The organism is Cupriavidus sp. C1SS-2L (genome assembly GCF_057073735.1).
This window is the reverse complement of sequence record NZ_CP172711.1, coordinates 1-19,021: the sequence shown is the minus strand read 5'-3', so window position 1 is coordinate 19,021 and position 19,021 is coordinate 1. Positions and strand designations below refer to the sequence as shown.

Sequence of the window (19,021 nt, the reverse complement as noted above, 5' to 3'; positions counted from 1 at the left end):
CTCCTTCGCTGTGGTCATTCGGATGCCGGGCCGTTGCGGCCCTTGCTGTAGTCGGGCCGACCCTTGAGGTCGGGGTAGGTCTGCTTGCATGTGGGGAAGTTGCTGCAACCCCACCAGAATTGCCCCTTCTTCTTGCTCGGCCGGCGCGACAAGCCGCTGCCGCAGGCCATGCACTTGTGAAGGGATGACACCGGCGCGGCTTCCTTGCCGCCGGCGATGGTCACGGCTCCGCTGTTGGCCTTCGCCACCTGGTCGCGGATGAACGTCTCTTGCTTCGTGATGAAGGCGTCCAGGGCGGCCGTGCCCTGCTCGACGCCTTTCAGCATCCGCTCGTAGAGCGCGGTCAGCACCGGGCTTTTCACAACCTCGGGCAGCGCGTCGATGACGCTGCGGCCGAGGGTCGTGCTGATGATCTGCTTGCCTTTGACGGCCAGGAACTCGCGCCGCTTCAACTCGGAAATGATCGACGCACGGGTGGCCGACGTGCCGATGCCGTCGCCCTCGCGCAGCATCTTCTTGTGCTCGGCATCGCTGACGAACTTGTGGATGTTCTCCATCGCGCGGATCAGCGTGCCCTCGGTAAAGCGCGCTGGCGGCTTCGTCTTGGCGTCCTTGCGGGTGGCGTCCGTGCAGGTCACGGCGTCGCCCTGGGCCATCGACGGCAGGGCCTGCGTGCCGCTGTCGTCGTCCTCGTCCTTCTCGCCTTCCTCGTCGGCCTGGCTGTACACGTCACGCCAGCCGTTGCGCGTGACTACCTTGCCGCTCGCGGCGAAGTTCTCGCCCGCGATCTCGACGCCCACGGTGGTCTGCATGTACTCGTGCAGCGGGTAGAACTGCGCCAGGTAGGCGCGCACGATCAGGTCGTAGATGTTGCGCTCGCGCTCGCTGAGGGCGGCCTTGCTGCCCTTCTGCATGGTCGGCACGATGCCGTGGTGCGCGGTGATCTTCGAGTCGTCCCACGTCTTGGACTTGATACGCGGATCGGCACCATCGACCAGGCCGGCCAGTTCGGGGTTGACGTGCTTGATCGCCTCCAGCACGCGCGGCGCGTCGGCGTGCTGCGACTCCGGCAGGTAGGCGCAGTCGGTGCGCGGGTACGAGGTCAGCTTGTGCGTCTCGTAGAGCGCCTGGCAGGTGTTCAGCACGTCCTCGGCGCTGTAGCCGAACTTGGCCGAGGCCAGTGCCGTAATGTCGGACAGGGCGAAGGCCAGCGGCTGGTTCTGCTTCTTGGCCTCCTGTTTGTACGCGGCGATGGTGCCCGGCTGGCCCTTGACGGCGGCCACCAGGGCGTCGGCGACGGCGGTATCGACAAGGCGGCCTTCGCTGTCCAGACCGGCTTGATCCTCCTTCGCCTTCCATGCGGCGGCGAAGCTGCCGCCGGCGTGCTGCACCACCGCCCGGATGGTGTGGTACGGCACGGCCTTGAATGCCTCGATCTCGCGGTCGCGGGCGACCACGAGGGCCAGCGTCGGCGTCTGCACGCGGCCCACGGTCAGCAGGGCGCGCGAGCCGCCGCGCTGCGCGCGCAGCGTGTACGCGCGGCTGAGGTTCATGCCGATCAGCCAGTCGGCGCGCTGCCGCCCGCGTGCAGCGTCGGCCCAGCCTGCATAGGTGGTGTTCTCCTTCAACGCGGCCAGGCCGCGCTTGACGGAAACGGAGTCCTGCGCGCTCACCCAAAAGCGGCGCACCGGCTTGCTGTTGCGGAAGTGCTCCAGCACTTCGTCAACCAGCAACTGGCCTTCGCGGTCGGGGTCGCCGGCGTTGACGATCTCCTTGGCCTCCTTGAGCAGCTTGCCGATCACGGCGAGCTGCTTCTTCGCGTCGTCCTTGGGCTTGAGAATCCAGCTCTCGGGGATGATGGGCAGCTCATCGACGCGCCAGACCTTCTTGCCGGACTGGCCGCGCGGCACGTCATCGGGCGTGTACTCGTCGGGGTCGGCCTGTTCGAGCATGTGCCCGAAGCACCAGGTCACTTTGTCGGTGCCGCACTCGATGAAGCCGTCGCCCTTGCCGGTCGCGCCCAGCTCGCCGGCGATGGCCTTGGCGACGGACGGCTTTTCTGCGATGAAAAGGCGCATGGTGTGTCTCCCTACCAGGTGATGACCGGACGGATCACGGTCTTGATTTGCGAACGATTGATCGGGCCGAAGTAGCGGCCGTCGAAGGATGTGGCGCTCACGTCCGACATAAGCAGCACCTCGGAATTGCCGAGCGTGTAGCTGTTGGACTGATAGCGCGGCAGCGGCCGACCGGCCTTGTCGGCCTTGATCGGCGCGCTGAGGGGCAGCAGCTCGCCGTTGACGCGCACGCCGTCATCGGCGACGGCGACGGCATCGTCTTTAGCGGCTAAAACGCGCTTCATCATGTAGCCGTAGCCGCCCTGGCAGAAGCCGGCCCCGATGTAGCCCCTCTCCTTGGCGTCATCGAACACGCCGAGCTGCGGCGGGCAGAAGAGGACGTAGGCCCCCTTCTCCACCGGCGCGCTGCTCGTCCAGTACAGGCCGACCGGAATGCTCTTGGTGGTGTTCACGCGGGCACCGGCGGCATAGCCGCCGGCGGCCAGCAGCAGGGCGGCCACGCCCGCGATGACGACGCCTGCCGCGATGCGTTTCAGGATGCGGCTCATATCGTGATGCCCTCCCCTTCCGTCTCGGCCTGTGCGACGGCGCGCAGGCGGTCGCTGACCTTGGGCGCAGGGATCGCGGCGCGTGCCGAGAACACTGGGTCTTTGAAGTACAGGGGTTGCTTGCCGTAGATCGCCGGGTAGCCCGCGACGTAGATCACCATGTCGCCGGCTTCTTCGATCTCGCCCTGGGCGTTCTTCTTTGGCCCCGGCATGCGCAGGCATTCGTCGGGCGTCAGCAAGGGCCGCTGCACTTCCTGGTAAGTGCGCGACACCTGGCCCAGCATCGCCGCCGTGCGGCGGCCGCTGGTCGTGATCTGCTCCTTCACCACGGTGGTCTGCCCGGTGAGGCGGGACAGGTGTTCGGCCGTCTCGACGCGGTTGGGCGGGTAGGCGTTCTGCACGTGGCAGTTCGACGTGATGCTTTCGTCGTGGCCGTAGCCCGTCTCGCGGCTCTTGAGCTGGTTAATGTCCTGGCAGATGAGGTAGCACTTGATGCCGTAGCCGGCCACGAAGGCCAGCGACTCTTGCATGATCTCCAGCTTCCCGAGGCTCGGGAACTCGTCCAGCATCATCAAGAGCCGGTGCTTGTAGTGCGCCACCGGCCGGCCGCCCTCGAAGTCCATCTTGTCGGCCAGCAGGCGCACGATCATGTTCACCATGACGCGCACCAGCGGCCGCAGGCGGGCCTTATCGTTGGGCTGGGTGACAATGTAGAGGCTTACCGGGTCGTCCTCGTGCATCAACTGCTTGATGCGGAAGTCCGACCGGCTGACGTTGCGGGCCACCACGGGGTCGCGGTACAGGGCCAGGTACGACTTGGCCGTGGACAGCACCGATCCGGCTTCTTCCTCGGGCCGATCCATCATGTCGCGGGCCGCCGAGCCGATGGCGTGATGGTTCTGGCCGTCTACGTGCCCGTAGGTCGCCATTTCCATCCAAAGCTCGCCAATGTCCCGGTTCGGGTCGGCCAGCATCGCATCGACGGACGGCAGCGTGGCGGTGCCGCCATCGTCCTTGGCCTTGTACAGCGCGTGCAGGATCACGCCGACCAGGAGCGCGAAGGCGGTCTTCTGCCAGTGCGAGTCCAGGCCCTTGCCGTCCGGGTCAACGATCAGCGTGGCAAGGTTCTGCACGTCACCCACCTCGTATTCGGTGCCGAGGCGGATTTCGTCCAGCGGATTCCAGCAGACGCCGCCCGAGGTGCTGGCCGGCTCGAAGCGCAGCACCTTGTTCTTGGCGTGCTTCTGCCGCCAGCCGGCGGTCAAGGCCCACAACTCGCCCTTCAAGTCGGTGATGACGCTGCTCGCGCCCCACGACAGCAGCGTGGGCACCACCAGGCCGACGCCCTTGCCCGAGCGCGTGGGCGCGTAGGTCAGCACGTGCTCGGGGCCGCTGTGCCGCAGGTAGAAGAAATTGCCGTCCTTGTCCTGCCAGCCGCCCACGTACACGCCGGTAGCCGTGGGTGCGGCCTTGCCGGTGACGATCTCCAGGACGTTGCGCTCGCGTGGCAGCAGGCCGGCCGCCTGAATGTCCTTCTTCTCGGCCCAGCGGGCCGAGCCGTGCAGGTACTCGTTCGCCTTCGAGCTGTTGGACGTGACGACCTTCGCCACGGCCACGCCCAGCAGGCCCACGGTCGAAACCAGCATCCCCATGCTGCCGGCCTTCATGATCTCGTCCGGGTACTGGCTGTACCACTTGTACGTCCAGTGCAGGATCGACCAGGGCGCGTACACGTGGCCCACGTTGGGGCCGAGGGTCGCGTGATAGGCGAACGTGTGGGCGAAGAACTGCGTCGCGGCCTGGAGGCCGCCGACCATCGAGGCCGCGCCCAGCACCGGCAGCAGCTTGCTCGGCTTCGGTTTGGCGGTTCGGACTTGCGGCCCTACCGCGTTGTTCATCTTGATCTTCATCTACTCCTTCCTTTCGACGTTTTGATGGAGCCTTTCGCGGTGATCGAGACGGCATCGCCGACCGCGATGCGCGTCAAGCGCCGGGCCGTGGCCTGGTCGATGGGCATAACCATGACCTCATCACCTCGTTTCAAGAGGGCCAGCGCCTGGCCCTCGATAGTCCTGGTGCCCTGGAACGTGAGCGCACCATCACCGGCAGTATATCGGGAATGCTTCGGTATATCGAAACCTTTTAGGCGCTTTGCCTCGCGTTCGGCGATGTACTTGTCGGCGGCGGCGACGCCCGGCGGCGTCTGGCCTACTCCTGTTCCTGGCCGAGAAATTCCCCGTCGCAGTGCGTGATCTGGTTGGGTTCCTTGCTGCTCCACGTGACGAGGAACATCACGCGGCAATAGCACTTCACTTCCGCCGGCGATGCGAACCACACCGAGTTCGGACAGTGCTCGCAAACGGTGCTGGCTTTGGGGCGGCGGTTTTCTTCCAAGGCGTCCAACGTCGGGCTTCCGGTGGACGGTGGCGGCGTGAAGGCCGGCGTCGGCGCGGTCGCCTCGGCCGGCGGCTGGCCGGCCGTCGCCTGCTCGGGCGACGGCTGCGGCTCCGGTAGCGTGCTGGTCGGCAGCGGGCCGCTGTCCAGGGCCGCCAGCGCCGCGTCCAGTTCGTCCTCGATGCTCTGGTCTTTCGGTTCGCTCATGGGTGTTCTCCTTGTTCAAAAGCGCCTGCCGCCGGCTCTCAAGAGCCGGATCGGTGAAGGTGATGGGTAGCTGGGAATCGACGGCGGCGCGGATCATCTGCGCCTTGAACTCCACCGTGCCGTTGACGGTGATGCGGTTGCCGTAGCGTTGCATCGCCAGGCGCAGGGCTTCTTGCAGCCCTTCGCGCGTGGCCTCGCGGGAGACTTGCAGGCGGTCACCGTCATCGCGCACGGCGCTCATGCCGGCGCGGAAGATGATCGTCCCCTTCTTCGTGATGTTGTCCACCGCCGGCGCGTGGCCGGGCTTCGCCTGGCCCTCGCCCCGGATGGTGTTGCCCTTGAGGCCCTGGGCCGCCTCGCGGGCGCGCAGGGCGGCCAGGGCGTCGGCGCCGCCGTGCTGCGCCTCCTTCTTGAGCCAGTCGGCCCACGTGCGCCGGCTGTGCTCGGCGTAGAGGGCCGTGCGCTCCTGCTGGAACTGCTTGTTGATCGCCTGGAGTTCGCTGCGCAGGGCCTTGCTCGCCTGGGCGTACAGCAGCTTCTTGTTCGCGCGGCCCTCGCCGACCACCTTAATCGTGGCGCGGCGCAGGCGGTTCGACCTCTTGGCCGCCTCGATCAGCCGATCCTTGCGATGCCGGGCGCGCTCCAGGGCCTGGGCGCGCGCCGTGGTCAAGCTCTGCTGCTCGGCCTTGTACTTCGCGTACAGCTCCACGGTGTTGACGCGAAGGCGGATGGGGTCTTTGCGGTACTGCCGCTTCGCGGTGGTTTGCGCCTGCCGTTCGGGCGAAGCCTCGAACGGGCCAAGCCGCGCCTCCAGGCTCGGCTTGGAAAGGTCGCGGGCTACTGTGCTCGCCTTCACCATCGTTCCGTCGCCGGCCTCGAACACGAGGCCATTGGCGCGGACGCGCAGCTCCATTCCGTTGTCCCGCATGACCTGGTGCAGTTCCTGCCAGGACTGCGCGCCCTTGATCTCGTCCAGGCACTCGCGCTTGATCCAGCCGACCAGGCTTTCAACGCCGGCATGCCGCTCCATGTCGGCGGCCCGGCCCTCCGCGCCGCGCTTGCGCGGCTCGTGGTTGTCGCGCTCCAGGCCGTAGTCGCGCTCCAGGGCCGTGCAGAGTTCCGCCAGCGCCCGGTGCGGGTAGTACGGCTCGTGCATCGTGTGCCGCGTCGGGTGAATCTTGTTGATGGCGATGTGGATGTGCAGGTTGTCGGTGTCGTTGTGGACGGCACTGATTCGCTGATGCTCGCCATAACCCAGCCCGACGCAGATGCGTTCCTCAATCGCGCGCAAGGTGTCGGCGCTGGGCTGCTCGCCGGCCCGGAAGCTGACGATCAGGTGGTAGGTCTTGTCGCCCTTCGCGCGGGTGTTCGTGTGCTGGGTCGCCAGCACCTCCGTGATGGCGTCCTGGATGGAACCGGCTTCGCAGTTCGTCGCCTGCACGTGGCCCAGCCGGTGGTCTTTGCTTTGGGCGTCGGTGATGTAGTTCGCCAGGCCCGCGAAGTCGCTCTTGCCAAGCGAGCGCATCGGCACGTGCTTGGCGATCATGGCCGCCCCTCCGGCTTTTTAGCCGCTAAAGAAGTCAAGGCTCGGCCCTCGGCTGAACCACGGCCTTCATGATCCGGCTCATTTCGTCCTGGGTGGCCTCGATCCGGCCCAGCAGGGCCAGGATGGTCGCCTCGCCGAACTGGAGCGTTCGCACGTCATCGGTCAGCCAGAGCTTGAGCAGGCCGCCAAGGCGGCCAAGGTCGCCGTTGACGCGCACCAGCTCGCGCACGTGCTGGTAGTCCATGACGCCCTTGATCTGGTAGCCCTGGCCCACGTCGCGCAGATAGCGCGCCACGCTGACGCCCGCCCTCTTGGCGTTCGCCTCGATCTCGTCTTTCTCTTCGGGGAACACCGGCACCCGCAGGTGCTGCCGCCGCCGGCGGCCGTGTTCCTTTTCGTCGTTCTCCATGCCTCGCCTCGTCTCTCATGCCGGCGGTAGCCGGCTGCCTCGCAGAGCAGGATGACCCGTTGAGCGCCCCCGGCGCGAATAAGGGACAGTGAAGATAGATAACCGGCTCGCCGGTTAGCTAACTTCACACATCCTGCCCGCCTTACGGCGTTAATAACACCAAGGAAAGTCTACACCAGCCATTACGATTTATCCGCAACTATCGCGCTATCAGGCCGCAAAAGCAGCAACGGATATAGCGAAAACCGCCACAATGGCCCATAATGCCGCTATCGAAGCGTGCCAATGCACGCCGATAGCGGACTTTTTGCGTTTCCGTAGCGCCGCTTAGTAGCGTTACATTTGCGATGAGAGGATTAGATGGACGAACACGATGCCAAAGACCTACCCCGAAGAGCTGGCTGAATGGGTGAAGGGACGGGAAGCCAAGAAGCCGCGCCAGGACAAGCACGTGGTCGCGTTCCTGGCCGTCAAGAGCGACGTTCAAGCGGCGCTCGATGCGGGCTATGCGATGAAAACGATCTGGGAGCACATGAAGGAAACCGGCCGGCTGCGCTGTCGGTACGAAACCTTCACCCAGCACGTGAAGCGGTACATCAAGGCCGCGCCGGTAGCTTCCCCGCCGCCTCCCGCCACTCCCCCGGACAGCCAGCCCAAGGGCGCGAAGCCCGAGCCGAAGGCCGCCCCGCCGGCCTCGGAATCCAAGAGTGAGCCGCCCAAGATCGGCGGCTTCACGTTTGATGCGACTCCAAAGAAAGAGGATTTACTGTAATGGCGAAAATTCACATGGTTCTGCAAGGCAAGGGCGGCGTCGGCAAGTCGATGATCGCGGCCACCATCGCGCAGTACAAAGCCGGCAAGGGACAGAAGCCGCTTTGCATCGACACCGATCCGGTGAACGCGACGTTCGAGGGCTACAAAGCCCTCAACGTGCGCCGGCTCAACATCATGGACGGCGACGAGATCAACACCCGGAATTTCGACGCCCTGGTCGAGATGATCGCGTCGGCCGAGGGCGACGTCATCATCGACAACGGGGCCAGCTCGTTCGTGCCGCTGTCGCACTACCTCATCAGCAACCAGGTGCCGGCGCTGCTCCAGGACATGGGCCACGAACTCGTGGTGCATACGGTCGTCACCGGCGGCCAGGCCCTGGTGGACACGGTGAGCGGCTTCGCCCAGCTCGCCAGCCAGTTCCCGGCCGAATGCCTGTTCGTGGTCTGGCTGAACCCGTATTGGGGGCCAATCGAGCACGAGGGCAAGGGGTTCGAGCAGTTGAAGGCGTACACGACCAACAAGGGCCGTGTGTCCGCCATCATCCAGATTCCGGCGCTGAAAGAGGAAACCTACGGCCGCGACTTCGCCGAAATGCTCCAGGATCGGCGCACCTTCGATGAGGCCCTGGCCGATTCGGCGCTCACGATCATGACGCGGCAGCGGCTCAAGATCGTGAAAACCCAGCTCTTCGCCCAGCTCGAAAACGCGGCGGTGCTCTGATGGCGGCCGACGACAAGATCGAGGAGCTGATACGGGAGATCGCGGCCAAGCACGGCATCGCCGTGGGCCGCGACGATCCGATCTTGATCCTCCAGACCATCAACATGAAGCTGATGCAGGACAGCGCATCGGCCCAGCAGGAAATCTTGGACGCCTTCAAGTCGGAACTGGAGTCCATCGCCCACCGATGGGGTGATGACGCCAAGGGAAAGGCGGAAAGGACGCTCAACGCGGCGTTGGCGGCCAGCAAGGACGCCATGACGCGGGGAATGCAGGAGGGCGCGAAGGCGGCCGCCGAGGCCGTGCGGCGTGAGGTTGAGGCGGTGACGGCGCAGCTCGTCGCGCCGATCCGCGAGGCGCGGCGCGTCGCCATGATGAACATGGTCGCGGCCGGCATGGCGGTCGTGGCCGCCGGCCTGGCCCTGTGGGCCTCGCTGTAGATGGCGATGCGGGATCTCATCGTCAGAACTGGCGATGGTCGACCGCGCCGGCGGCATCGCCAGGTTCGGCGATGCTGGCCAGCTCCCGGCATCGTCGCTTGTGACGATGCTGCAGGATGATTCCACCAGGCCCTCGGCGGGCCTCCCTCGCCAGAAATGGCGATGCTCGAGAAAAAAGCCCGGCGACCGCCGGGCTTCGTTTTTATGCGGGCCTGGCTGACAGGCCCAAGGACTGCGATCTCCCTGGCCGCTCCTGGGCCTGGGATTGCTTGCGCTCCTGCTCCTGCTTGCGCATCAGCAGCTCATGCCGGCGGGCGGCCTCGCGCATGGCATCCCAATCGGAAGCCAGCTCGGGGTTCTCGGCGCGCATCTTGCGCGTCGCCAGCTCTTCGATCTTCGGCGAGTGCAGGCCCATGCCTTCCTTGATCTCGCGGACGGCCTCCAGGCGCGCGTGAAGCGTCTGCAAGCGGGCCTGCTGCTGCGCCTGCTGGTTCTGCCAGGCTCGCTTAGAGCCGGGCAAGGAAAGCCGGCCAGGCGCGGACGCCTGGGTCTGCTGCAAACGGGCCTGCTGCCGGTCGATCAGGTTTTCTAGCCTGTCCTCGATGTGCTCCACCTGGTCGTGCTTGGCCTGCACGTAGAGCGCCAGGGTTTCGGGGTAGGACTGCTCGACCGGGGCCGCCTCTAGGGTGGCCTGCTGCTCGATCTCGGCCGCCTGGGCGGCCTCCAGCAAGTCGGCTCCGGTGTCCTCGCGCGAAGCGCCGAAGGCGGCACCGCCGAGGGTGGCCGGCGCGCTGACGCGGGCCGGCTTGGTGGCGCGGCTCTCGGTGCCGCTGCCGGGGATGGTGAGTCGTTTCAAGGGCGTGCCTCCTTTTTAGCCGCTAAAGCTACATGGAGCGCCCCCGCGTCAGTTTCGGGGCCTCTGCGGCGACTGCCGCCTTGCCCTGGGCGTTGTAGCTGATGCTCTTTGCGCTCCCAATTTCAGGTACTTTATCGAAATCTGACCGAGCGTGCATGACAAAGTTCTTGCCGATCTGCTGGTACACGTTGGTGGCGTCGGCATGAACGATCACGCCGGCGTGGGTCTGCTTCTTGTCGGCCGCTTGGGCCGTGTACAGGTTGTAGATGCCGGGCTTCAACGCGCCCGCCTTGTCTACTTTCTGATTCGTCCAAGCGCCGTCCTTTTCGGCCTGAACGATGCGTTGACCGTTCATGACCAAGAGGCGTTCTTTCATCGGGCACTCCTATGGTTGCCGTAGTTCTCAAAAGGGTGATGGTGGCCCCATGCAAGCCGCGCTCCAACAAAAAAGCCGACCTCGGCAAAGCGAGGCCGGCTCTTCCCAGCGGCCGGGTTGTGCGTTTTGTCAGGGTTCCAGGGTAATTTTAAGGAAAACCAACCGATTTATCAGGTCTTTTTGCGTCCGCCGCTGGTCGGATCGGCCGCCCGGCCTTGCGCCATGACGGTTTCCAGGGCCTCCAGCCGGCCGCGAAGCCCGGCCGCTTCCTCGCGGGCCTGGGCAGCGTCGCGCTTCGCCTGGTCGCGCTCGCCCTGGGCGGCGGTCAGCCGCTCGGCCTGGCGGTGTGCCTCGGCCGCCATCGCCTTGCGCTGCTCCTGGTGGGCCTGCTCGGCCGCCTCGGCCTTGGCCTGCACCTTCACCAGCTCCGCGCGCACCTGGTCGCGCTCGGCGGCGGCCGCCTCGGTGGCCTTCCGCTGCTCGGCCTGAGCGGCGCGCGCCTGGTCGGTCGCCTGGTTCGCCCGCTCCAGGTCGGCACGCAGCTCGCCGGCGCGGCGCTCGATCTCGGCGGTACGGCTGTTCGCGGCCGCGAGGTCGGCCCGCAGGGCCTCCACCTGGTCGGCGCTGGCCGTGGCCCTCTCCTGGGCCTTGTCGCGCTCTGCGCGCGCCTGGCGGGCTTCCTGATGGGCGTGATCCAGCTCCGTGCGCAGCTCGCCGGCCCTGGCCTCGGCCGTGGCCGCGCGCTCGCTGGTCGCCGCGAGCTTGCCGCGCAGCTCGTCGGCCTCGCCCTTGGCGGCCGCCTCGACGGCCTCCAGGGCCGCGATGCGGGCCTTGGCCTCGTCCAGCTCGCCGGTGAGCTGGTCGGCCAGCTCTGCGGCTTCCTGGCGCGCTGCTTCCGTCTCCTGGCGCACGGCCTCCAGCGCCTCGCGCTCGGCGGCCAGGCGGTTGTTCGCCATTTCCAGCGCCACGGCCCACAAGTCGCCGCCCAGCTCGGCCAGCTTGTCAGTGATCGCCTGCGGTGCCGGCTCGCGGATCGGGGCGGCCTGGCTGGCCTTGCGTGCGCGCCACTCGTTCATCGCCTCGCTGATGGTGGTGAAGCTGCCGCTGCCGAGCTGCTTGCGCACGTTCGCCAGCGTGGGGTTCTGGCCGGCCGCGTCCAGTTCGTCGGCCACCGCAAATATCTGCTCCTTCGAGATCGCCATGTCGGGCCTCCTTTGGCCGGTTGTATGTTGTAGCGTGAAGCATACTACAACATACAACACTACGCAAGCGGTTTAGCTGAACTTTTTTTAGCGGCTAAAACGCGGGCAAAAAAAGCCCCGCTCGATGGCGGGGCGATGGGTGGGGGTCGGTGGTCGGCGATGCCCGGCGCTGGGCGTGTCAGCCCTCCAGCAGCGCGACAAGCTGCACGGTGCCAAGGTCGGCCTCGAACTCCTGGCCGTCATCCTCGTATTTGAGCCAGGCCCAGCCCTCGGCCGGGGGCCGGCGGTTGAGGATCAGCCGTGCCGGCCGGTCGTCGTGCTTGACCTGGATGATGGCCTTCTTGAGCTTGTCGGGGTCGGCCTCCTTCGGCTCCTTCTTCCCCTTGGCGTCATCATCCTGCGGCCCCTGCTCGCCGTCGCCGGCCTCGGCGTCGGTCTTGCCGGTCAGCGCATCGACGGTGTTGGGATCACGGTCGCCGTCCTCGTGACTGCGCTTGTCCTCCAGGAACTCGCGCAGCAGCTTCACCGAGCCGCGCGTCAGCTCCTGGCTGTCGTCGGCCAGCCAGGCGGCCACCTCGTCGGGGTTCTTCTTGTAGGCCGTCACCAGCTCGTTGATGACAGTCACGTCCTTGCCCCGGCCGCTATTGAACGCCTCGGCAATGGGTTCGGGCAAGTCCAGCAGCGTGACGTGCTGCGTGACGAAGGCCGGCGACTTGCCGATCTCCTTGGCGATCTCGCCCTTCTTCTTGCCCTTCGCCAGCTCGCGGCCGATGAAGTCGGCGATCTCACGCGCCGTCAGCTCGTTGCGTTGCAGGTTCTCGATAACCTGGTCGGCCTCGTTGTAGTCGTTGTCGATGAAGGCCGGGATCGTGGTCTTGTGCGCCCACTTCGAGCCGCGATAGCGCCGCGCGCCGTGGTTGATGAGGTAGCGCCCCGGTGCGTCCGGGTTCTCGCGCACGCTGATGGGCGACTTCACGCCGCGCGCTTTGATCGTCTCGCCGATCTCCGCGATGCTCTCCGGCGAGAAGCCGGGGTTGTCGGCCGTGCGCGGCTGGTGCGGGTCTTCGTCGATCAGGTCAAGCGGCAGCTCCTGCGGGCCTGCGCCGCCGGCGTTGGCCGCCGGCTGCTCGTTCAGCAGGCCGGCCAGGTCGCCCAGCCCGTCCAGGCCCAGCCCGGACGATTGCGGCTTGTCCTGCTCCTTCTTCTTGGCGTTGGTCTTGGCGCTCATTGCGCGATCTCCATCTTCGTGAACACGTAATCCGCCAGCGCACGCACCTCCTGGGTGGCCTTCCGCGCGGCGGTCTTCTTGATCTTCCACACCGGCATCTGCTCGCCCAGCGCCTCGGCGATGCTGTCACGCGCGCCGATGCTGAACGGCAAGATGAGCTGCGGGTATGCCTGCTGCAACGTCGCCAGGTTGTTGACGTGGCGCGGCTTCCGCGCGTCCACCTTGTTCGGCACCATGCCGAGGAAGCGCAGCTTGGGGTTCTGCTTGCGCAGGTTGCTGATGACCGCGACCATCTTCTTCATGCCCTGCAAGCTGTACGCCTCCATTTCGATGGGCGACAGCATGTAGTCGGCCGTCAGCACGGCCGCCGTCATGGCGACGCCAAGGGAGGGGGCCGTGTCGATCAGGCACACGTCGAAGAACTCGCCCAGCGCGGCCACACTGGCCCGCAGCGCGGCGGCCGCCTGGGAAAGCTCCATCTTGTCCAGGTTCGCCAGGTTGGCGTCTGCCGCGATCAGCGCCAGGCCGTCATCCTCCCGGTCAGCGAACCAGGCGCGCAGCTCGTCGCCGCCGGCGGTGAACATGCGACTGGCGGGATAGCCCGAGTCGTGGCCGGCCAGCGTCCAGCTCGCATTGCCCTGGGTGTCCAGGTCGATCACTGCAACCCGAAGGCCGCGCTCCTGGAAGTCGAACGCCAGGTGGCAGGTTGCGAACGTCTTGCCTTGACCGCCTTTCTGAATTGCCGTGACCAGTGTTTTCATGAGTTGGGTTCCTGTTTCCTCTTTCCCTTGGCGTCGGCTTCCCAACGCTTGACGATGAACGCTTGATGCTCCGGCAGTACCGCCGTCACCCGCTCGAAGCCCTGCGGGAGCACTTCCCCCGCCACTGCCCACACGCGGCTGACCGCTTGCGATACCGCCCCCTTGGTCAGCCCCAGCGAGGCCACAAACTCGGCCTGGGGCCTTCCATCGACCAGCACGCCGCGCGCTATGTCGATGGTCTGTTGCCCGATCTCCAGGCCCTTGATCGCCGCCTGGAATTGGGCTTCGGTTAGCCGTTTCTTCATGGAGAACACCCATATAAACTCCACACCCGGTTGTTGAACAAAAGGCGGTGCCAGCCGCCGACCATGTGCAGAAGTTTAGCTAAACTCGCCGCCCGCGTCAAGCGTTTTAGCGGCTAAAAATGGGCGCGTGATCTTCTTTCTTGGCGTTCAACCTGGCCGCGTCAGCGGCACTCATGAAGAACGTCATCAGCGGGCCGACCGTGCGGCTCGAACCGTTGGCAAAGCACACGTCGAACTGACCGCCGGCGGTGTGCGGATCGACGCCTTCCACCAGTCGCCAGGGGTCAAGGCCCCATTCCTCGGATTGCGCGCTGTACCAATAGGCCGGCGCATCGCCGTTCAAGTCGCTGGCCGCGTACTCGCGCACCAGGACGGCCACCCGGCCGGTGTTCGGCTCCACGAATCCCGGCGGGTAGGGTAGGGTCTGTTTTTTCATGTCAAAGCCCCTTCGGCTTGTAGATCGAAACGAAGTAGGTGATCGCGGTCAGCACCGCGAAGTACGCCAGGAACGACCAACCGGCATACACGCCAGGCGTGTTCCAGTGGTAGAGCATCCGCACGAACTGGAAGAAGGTGGCAATCGACAGCACCCACTTGAGGATCGGCCAGACCAGCACGGTCGCCACCCATACGAACTTGACCAGGCCGGCCAGCAGGCCAGCACCGGGGGCCTTGTTGGGGGCAGCAGACGCGGCGGCAGGCTCCACCGGCGCGGGCGCGGCGGGCTGCTCGATCTCCTTGGGGAACTTGATGATGTTGGACATAGCTTGACCCTCCACGCGCTTACGTGTTGAATGCTGGGTGCTCCCACTCGGAAGCATGGTTACGGTGTGCCAGCACCAGGCCAAGCGCCCCGGATCACTCCGGGGCGTTCCTCCACCTGGGGCCGCCCTTGATCTTGCCTCGGCTCACGCAATACTCCTTCTTGGCGTCCTCGATAGGCCCGGCCGTTGCCGACCGGGCCATGTGCTCTTACCAGCCGGCCCGGCGCTTGGCCTGCTCGACGGCTTCCATCGACCAATGGCCCTTGGCCTGCCCCTCCAGGGAGCATCCGGCGAAGTACGCCTTGCCGCGCAGTTCCTCGGCTTTGCACACCAGCTCGGCCGCCTCGGCCATCATGGCCGCGATCTCGTCACGGCGGGCCGGGAAGTCGGTCGCTGCCGCGCCCTCCAGCTCGTCAATCCAGGGCATAATCTTGTTGTCGCTCATCGGACTTTCTCCGGTAGTTGACCTGGGCAATGTGCCCGGCCTTCAAGTGCTATATTAGGGCAAAATGCCCTAACCTGTCAAGCACTTTAGCTAAACTTTTTTCGCTTTACCGGAATCCGAAGGCTAAACTTTAGCCGCTAAAACCTTTCCCTTGGCGTCAATCCTCTTTCCAGATCACGCCCAGCCCGGCCTGGTCGCACAGGATCGCCCATGCCGCATAGGGAATCGGGGTGTCCTCGCCGATCCAGCGGCGGATCGTGCGGTCGCCCTTCGCGCCCAGCCCCAGCGCCTTCGCGGCCTTGCTGCCGCTGAACCCGGCCAGGCGCAGCACCTCTCGGACTTCCTCGCCGGTCGGTTGCGCCCAGCGTTCGGCCGGCTTCAAGCACTCCAGCCGGATATTGGCGTCGTTCGTCATTCGTTCGTTCTCCTGGTCAAGTGATAAGCCGCAACTGGTCGAAGCCGTAGATCGACTGGATGCAGCTCGGGTCTGAATCGACCACGCGCCGGCCTGCGCGATTGGTCTTGTACGTTACCGGCCTGTCGTCGTGCGCCCACACCTGGCGGGTGTCGGGATGCACCTTCACGATGATGATGCGCTTGCCGATGTAGCGGTCGAAAACCGGGTGATGGACGCTCACGATCTCGCACCGCTGGCCGGGCTTGAACTCCACCAGGTCGGCCGGGCCTCCATCGCCATTCCTGGCGATGCTGCAGGTTGCCGCGCTCGCTCGCGGCATCGTTGTTTCCGGCGATACAGGCCCGCCCTCGCCCGGCTCGGCATCGTCGGCTTTGACGATGCTGCAGGTCATCGTCGTTTCTGGCGATGCGGGATCTCGCTCCGGGCCTGCGCCGGTGATTTTTCCCTTGGCGTCCAACCCGGCGGCCCTGGCCGCCTTGATCCTGGTCGCGGCCTCGGCCGCCCAGCGCCTGGCGATGAAGGCCCGATGCGAGGGCAGCACCACATCGACCAGGACGAACCCCGGCGGCACCAGGACGGTCGCCGGTGCGCGCCGCGCCGGCGGCTCCAAGCCGGCCAGCCAAGCGGGCAGGGGAGCATCGGCCAGGCGGTCGCGGTAGCTGGCCTCGACCATCACCGGGCGCTTCTTCTCGGCTCGCTGCGCAGCCAGGATGCCGCGCGCAACCTCGTCCACCGTCATGCAGCCCTGCGCCGTGTCGAAGTGCGAGCGGTAGCCCGTTTCGGAGATAAACGGCCTGTCCAGGTCGATGACGTGGAACTGGAAGTGGGCACCCAGCGGCCCGCCGTAGCCGGCCTCGTACTCCACCAGGGCGCGCATGTCGCCATCCGCGACCAGGAACTGGCCGCGCTGGCCCCACAAGGGCACGTCGCCAGGCACCGCCGCGCAATGGCGCTCGATGACCTGGCCGGGCGCGTCGTGGTCGGCCATGCTGCCCACGTGCGTTCCGCCGTTCATCTTCCAGATGACGGCCTCGTATCGGTCGCTGGCCGCCTCGGCGGCCGCACCGTCACCGCGCATGATCGCCGCGTCGATCTCCACCTCGGCCGCCACGGCGGCGGCCAGCAGCTCGTCGCGGTCGGTGGGCAGCTCGGCCAGCAGCTCGGCCGCCGGCGCGTTCCAGTCCTGGCCCGGCTGGGCCGGCGTCTTGCGTTTCTTCGCCATCGGCCGGCCCCTCAAGTGTCAGCACGCCGCCACGCGATCACGTCGCGGGCTTCGTAGCCGTGGCGCTTGCAGTCGTCGCAGAATCCCGAGCTGAACCCCTTGTGGTTCGTGCCGATCCATGCGGCCGGCTTGCCGCATTCGTGGCCGTAGGTGCCCGGCTCGGCGTTGTGGCACTTGCCGTCCGTCGCGTAGCTGTTCGTCGGTGCCTGGGGAGCGTTGTTCCTGGTCATGGTCGCCTCCTGGAAGCCCCGGCCGAAGCCGGGGCCGCCCCTCATCAGTCAATAGCCCGGTAGATCGCGGCCGCCTCGGCGTGGCTGGCTGCGAAGCCGCGCAGGAAGTGATAGCGGTCGATCAGGGCATCGCCGGCGTCCGTGTCGGCGGCCTCGGCCGCGAGCTGACCCAGCGCGAACAGGGTTGCGACAATGCCGGCGGCGTCGGCCGACAACTCGCCTCGGAAGCCGTTGCCGTCCACCTCGATCTCCAGGCGGTCGGCCAGGTCGGGGGCCATGTAAAAACCGCCGTCCGACAAGGTGTAGTAGTGCCAATACGCGCCGCTGTAGCGTTCGCAGAGCCGGCGAAGCCAGGCATACACCAGGGCCTCGCCGCGCATCATCAGACGCGGGCCGAAGTAGGCGGGCAGGAAGTCGAGGCGCTGGGCCTCGGCGACCAGGGAAGCGGTAACGGGTTGCTCTTGGGTGTTCATCGGACTTTCTCCGGTAGTTGACCTGGGCGAAATGCCCGGCCTTCAAGTGCTATATTAGGGCAAAATGTCCTAATCGTCAAGCACTTTAGCTAAACGTTTTAGCCGCTAAACCTTGCCCTTTCCCTTGGCGTGCATTACAATGTAATTCACGAACCCAACCGGAGAACCAATCATGGCTGCAAACCAGCTCGTACAAACGCGCATCGACGGCGCGATCAAGGAAGAAGCGGCGGCCGTCCTGGCCGCGATGGGCCTTACCGTGTCCGACGCGGTGCGGCTGCTGCTCACGAAGGTGGCCCAGGACAAGGCGCTGCCCTTCGAGCCGCTGATTCCGAACGCCACCACCATCGAGGCGATGAAGGAAGCCCGCAAGGGCAAGCTGCCGCGCTTCGCCACCGTCAACGATCTGATGGCCGATCTGCATGCGGCAGATTGAGCGCACCGGCCAGTTCAAGCGCGACTACAAGCGCGAGGCGAAAGGGCAGCACCGGGCCACGCTCGACGCCGACCTGGTGCCCGTCCTGGTCGCGCTCGCCGACGACCAGCCGCTGGAACCTCGGCACCGCGACCACGCGCTGACCGGGGACTGGAAGGATCACCGGGATTGCCACGTCAAGCCCGACCTGGTGCTGATCTACCAGAAGCCCGACGCCGACACGCTGCGCCTGGTGCGCCTCGGCTCTCACTCCGAACTCGGCTTGTGATCGGCGCGGGCCTGGCCCCGCGTCTCACGTTTCATTGACACTTGAGGGGCGCTTTCCGCGCCACCGGCCGAGCTGGCCGACCCCCTTCCTTGGCGTAAAACCTGCGGCGGTGGAGCTGCTGCGATGCTTGAGGATCGCGCGGCCGGTCGAACCGCGGCGACCTGGTTGGGGAGTGTGAGGGGGCTTTGCCCCCTCGCAAGCTCTCGAACTTACTGCCTTCCGCCAGGCGCTTGCGCCTGGCTCTCCTAAGCCGTAGCGCCGAAGGCGCTCCATTGTGGGGTGAGGCCGCAAGGCGGCCGAGGGGCGTAGCCCCTGGGGGGATGGGAGGCCGCTTGCGGCCGGGTGGGATCGAGAAGGGGGGTTTCCCCCCTTCGGCGGCCGGTCATGCTGCGCGGTAGCTTGGGCCGTGTTGCCGTTTTTTTCGCCAGCCTCTGGTTAAAACTACCTGGTTATATAAAAAGGTTATAAAGACGGTTAAAAACCTGGTTAGCATGACCGAAAAACGCGCGTAAACCGTTGTCACGCCAAGGAAAAGCGCGAAGAGGCCGCCCCTCAAGTGTCAATGGATAAGCCCCCCATGTGTCAATACGCTGCCCCTCAAGTGTCAAGAACCGCGCCCCTCAAGTGTCAGTAGGGCCGCCCCTCAAGTGTCAATACCGGGGCAGGGTTCCTAACAGGGTTATCCACAACTTCGGTGGATAACTCCATGCCGATCAGGCACTTAGGCCGCCTCGGCGGCCGCCTGGACGGCTCGACCAGGCCGAAATCGGCCGCTGCCCCCCAAGTGTCAACATCGCGCCGGCCCCGCTGCCCCTCAAGTGTCAACGTCAGGGCTGCGCCGGCCGGCCTCGGCCGACTTGTCCCGAAACTGTCCACAACGGCCGCGCCGGTGGGGCAGGGCAGGGAAGGCCCCGGAAA

General features: G+C 66.0%; 23 protein-coding genes. 5 read left to right on the top strand and 18 right to left on the bottom strand.

The window, feature by feature from the left end:
• Positions 1-14: 14 nt before the first annotated feature.
• From ACIGJG_RS33115 to traJ, 5 genes are read right to left on the bottom strand one after another with little or no spacing between them, the layout of a single operon-like run.
• Positions 15-2,078, bottom strand: a complete 2,064-nt coding sequence (locus ACIGJG_RS33115) for a DNA topoisomerase III (protein ID WP_011114056.1) — start codon at positions 2,076-2,078, stop codon at positions 15-17.
• A gap of 11 nt (positions 2,079-2,089) precedes the next feature.
• On the bottom strand, positions 2,090-2,626 hold the full coding sequence (gene traF, locus ACIGJG_RS33110; protein ID WP_006122512.1) for a conjugative transfer signal peptidase TraF: 537 nt from the start codon (positions 2,624-2,626) through the stop codon (positions 2,090-2,092).
• Positions 2,623-4,536 (bottom strand): type IV secretory system conjugative DNA transfer family protein, encoded by a 1,914-nt coding sequence (locus tag ACIGJG_RS33105; RefSeq protein WP_000694765.1) that lies wholly within the window; start codon positions 4,534-4,536, stop codon positions 2,623-2,625. Before ACIGJG_RS33105 ends, traF begins: the two co-directional genes overlap by 4 nt.
• Positions 4,533-6,773 (bottom strand): TraI/MobA(P) family conjugative relaxase, encoded by a 2,241-nt coding sequence (traI, locus tag ACIGJG_RS33100; RefSeq protein WP_011114057.1) that lies wholly within the window; start codon positions 6,771-6,773, stop codon positions 4,533-4,535. The genes ACIGJG_RS33105 and traI overlap by 4 nt, the downstream gene beginning before the upstream one ends.
• 34 nt (positions 6,774-6,807) lie before the next feature.
• On the bottom strand, positions 6,808-7,182 hold the full coding sequence (traJ, locus tag ACIGJG_RS33095; protein ID WP_000426567.1) for a conjugal transfer transcriptional regulator TraJ: 375 nt from the start codon (positions 7,180-7,182) through the stop codon (positions 6,808-6,810).
• A gap of 373 nt (positions 7,183-7,555) precedes the next feature.
• Between traJ and ACIGJG_RS33090 the strand changes: the two genes are divergently transcribed.
• From ACIGJG_RS33090 to ACIGJG_RS33080, 3 genes are read left to right on the top strand one after another with little or no spacing between them, the layout of a single operon-like run.
• A complete protein-coding gene (locus ACIGJG_RS33090; RefSeq protein WP_001127128.1) occupies positions 7,556-7,954 on the top strand; it encodes a TraK family protein in 399 nt (132 codons plus the stop codon).
• Positions 7,954-8,679, top strand: a complete 726-nt coding sequence (locus ACIGJG_RS33085) for a nucleotide-binding protein (protein ID WP_011114058.1) — start codon at positions 7,954-7,956, stop codon at positions 8,677-8,679. The genes ACIGJG_RS33090 and ACIGJG_RS33085 overlap by 1 nt, the downstream gene beginning before the upstream one ends.
• A complete protein-coding gene (locus tag ACIGJG_RS33080) occupies positions 8,679-9,119 on the top strand; it encodes a conjugal transfer protein TraM (RefSeq protein ID WP_000718516.1) in 441 nt (146 codons plus the stop codon). Before ACIGJG_RS33085 ends, ACIGJG_RS33080 begins: the two co-directional genes overlap by 1 nt.
• 202 nt (positions 9,120-9,321) lie before the next feature.
• Here ACIGJG_RS33080 and kfrC read toward each other — a convergent pair whose 3' ends face one another.
• From kfrC to ACIGJG_RS33015, 13 genes are all read right to left on the bottom strand, one after another.
• The gene (kfrC, locus tag ACIGJG_RS33075) at positions 9,322-9,975 is read right to left on the bottom strand and encodes an IncP plasmid survival protein KfrC (protein WP_000826922.1); all 654 of its coding nucleotides are present in this window, start codon (positions 9,973-9,975) and stop codon (positions 9,322-9,324) included.
• 28 nt (positions 9,976-10,003) lie between these two features.
• The gene (gene kfrB, locus ACIGJG_RS33070) at positions 10,004-10,351 is read right to left on the bottom strand and encodes an IncP plasmid survival protein KfrB (protein WP_000664557.1); all 348 of its coding nucleotides are present in this window, start codon (positions 10,349-10,351) and stop codon (positions 10,004-10,006) included.
• A gap of 170 nt (positions 10,352-10,521) precedes the next feature.
• Positions 10,522-11,553 (bottom strand): DNA-binding protein, encoded by a 1,032-nt coding sequence (locus ACIGJG_RS33065; RefSeq protein WP_011114059.1) that lies wholly within the window; start codon positions 11,551-11,553, stop codon positions 10,522-10,524.
• Positions 11,554-11,731: 178 nt separating this feature from the next.
• Positions 11,732-12,781: a transcriptional repressor gene korB gene (locus tag ACIGJG_RS33060; protein ID WP_011114060.1), complete on the bottom strand. Its 1,050-nt coding sequence runs from the start codon at positions 12,779-12,781 to the stop codon at positions 11,732-11,734.
• Positions 12,778-13,542 (bottom strand): ParA family protein, encoded by a 765-nt coding sequence (locus ACIGJG_RS33055; RefSeq protein ID WP_011114061.1) that lies wholly within the window; start codon positions 13,540-13,542, stop codon positions 12,778-12,780. Before ACIGJG_RS33055 ends, ACIGJG_RS33060 begins: the two co-directional genes overlap by 4 nt.
• Positions 13,539-13,847: a transcriptional regulator KorA gene (locus ACIGJG_RS33050; RefSeq protein WP_011114062.1), complete on the bottom strand. Its 309-nt coding sequence runs from the start codon at positions 13,845-13,847 to the stop codon at positions 13,539-13,541. The genes ACIGJG_RS33055 and ACIGJG_RS33050 overlap by 4 nt, the downstream gene beginning before the upstream one ends.
• 106 nt (positions 13,848-13,953) lie before the next feature.
• On the bottom strand, positions 13,954-14,283 hold the full coding sequence (locus tag ACIGJG_RS33045; RefSeq protein ID WP_011114064.1) for a DUF2761 domain-containing protein: 330 nt from the start codon (positions 14,281-14,283) through the stop codon (positions 13,954-13,956).
• A gap of 1 nt (position 14,284) precedes the next feature.
• On the bottom strand, positions 14,285-14,611 hold the full coding sequence (gene kleE, locus ACIGJG_RS33040; RefSeq protein ID WP_011114065.1) for a KleE stable inheritance protein: 327 nt from the start codon (positions 14,609-14,611) through the stop codon (positions 14,285-14,287).
• Between the two features lie 208 nt (positions 14,612-14,819).
• Positions 14,820-15,056, bottom strand: a complete 237-nt coding sequence (gene kleA / locus ACIGJG_RS33035) for a stable inheritance protein KleA (RefSeq protein WP_011114066.1) — start codon at positions 15,054-15,056, stop codon at positions 14,820-14,822.
• Between the two features lie 157 nt (positions 15,057-15,213).
• Entirely contained in the window at positions 15,214-15,471 is a 258-nt protein-coding gene (korC, locus tag ACIGJG_RS33030) for a transcriptional repressor KorC (RefSeq protein ID WP_011114067.1), read from the bottom strand.
• A gap of 16 nt (positions 15,472-15,487) precedes the next feature.
• The gene (locus tag ACIGJG_RS33025) at positions 15,488-16,696 is read right to left on the bottom strand and encodes a klcB (protein ID WP_483674398.1); all 1,209 of its coding nucleotides are present in this window, start codon (positions 16,694-16,696) and stop codon (positions 15,488-15,490) included.
• A gap of 11 nt (positions 16,697-16,707) precedes the next feature.
• Positions 16,708-16,926, bottom strand: coding sequence for a hypothetical protein (locus ACIGJG_RS33020; RefSeq protein ID WP_012478187.1), 219 nt, complete (start codon positions 16,924-16,926; stop codon positions 16,708-16,710).
• 44 nt (positions 16,927-16,970) lie between these two features.
• On the bottom strand, positions 16,971-17,399 hold the full coding sequence (locus ACIGJG_RS33015; RefSeq protein ID WP_011114069.1) for an antirestriction protein: 429 nt from the start codon (positions 17,397-17,399) through the stop codon (positions 16,971-16,973).
• 172 nt (positions 17,400-17,571) lie between these two features.
• Between ACIGJG_RS33015 and ACIGJG_RS33010 the strand changes: the two genes are divergently transcribed.
• On the top strand, positions 17,572-17,835 hold the full coding sequence (locus ACIGJG_RS33010; RefSeq protein WP_011114070.1) for a type II toxin-antitoxin system RelB/DinJ family antitoxin: 264 nt from the start codon (positions 17,572-17,574) through the stop codon (positions 17,833-17,835).
• A complete protein-coding gene (locus tag ACIGJG_RS33005; RefSeq protein WP_011114071.1) occupies positions 17,822-18,103 on the top strand; it encodes a type II toxin-antitoxin system YafQ family toxin in 282 nt (93 codons plus the stop codon). The genes ACIGJG_RS33010 and ACIGJG_RS33005 overlap by 14 nt, the downstream gene beginning before the upstream one ends.
• Positions 18,104-19,021: the final 918 nt, after the last annotated feature.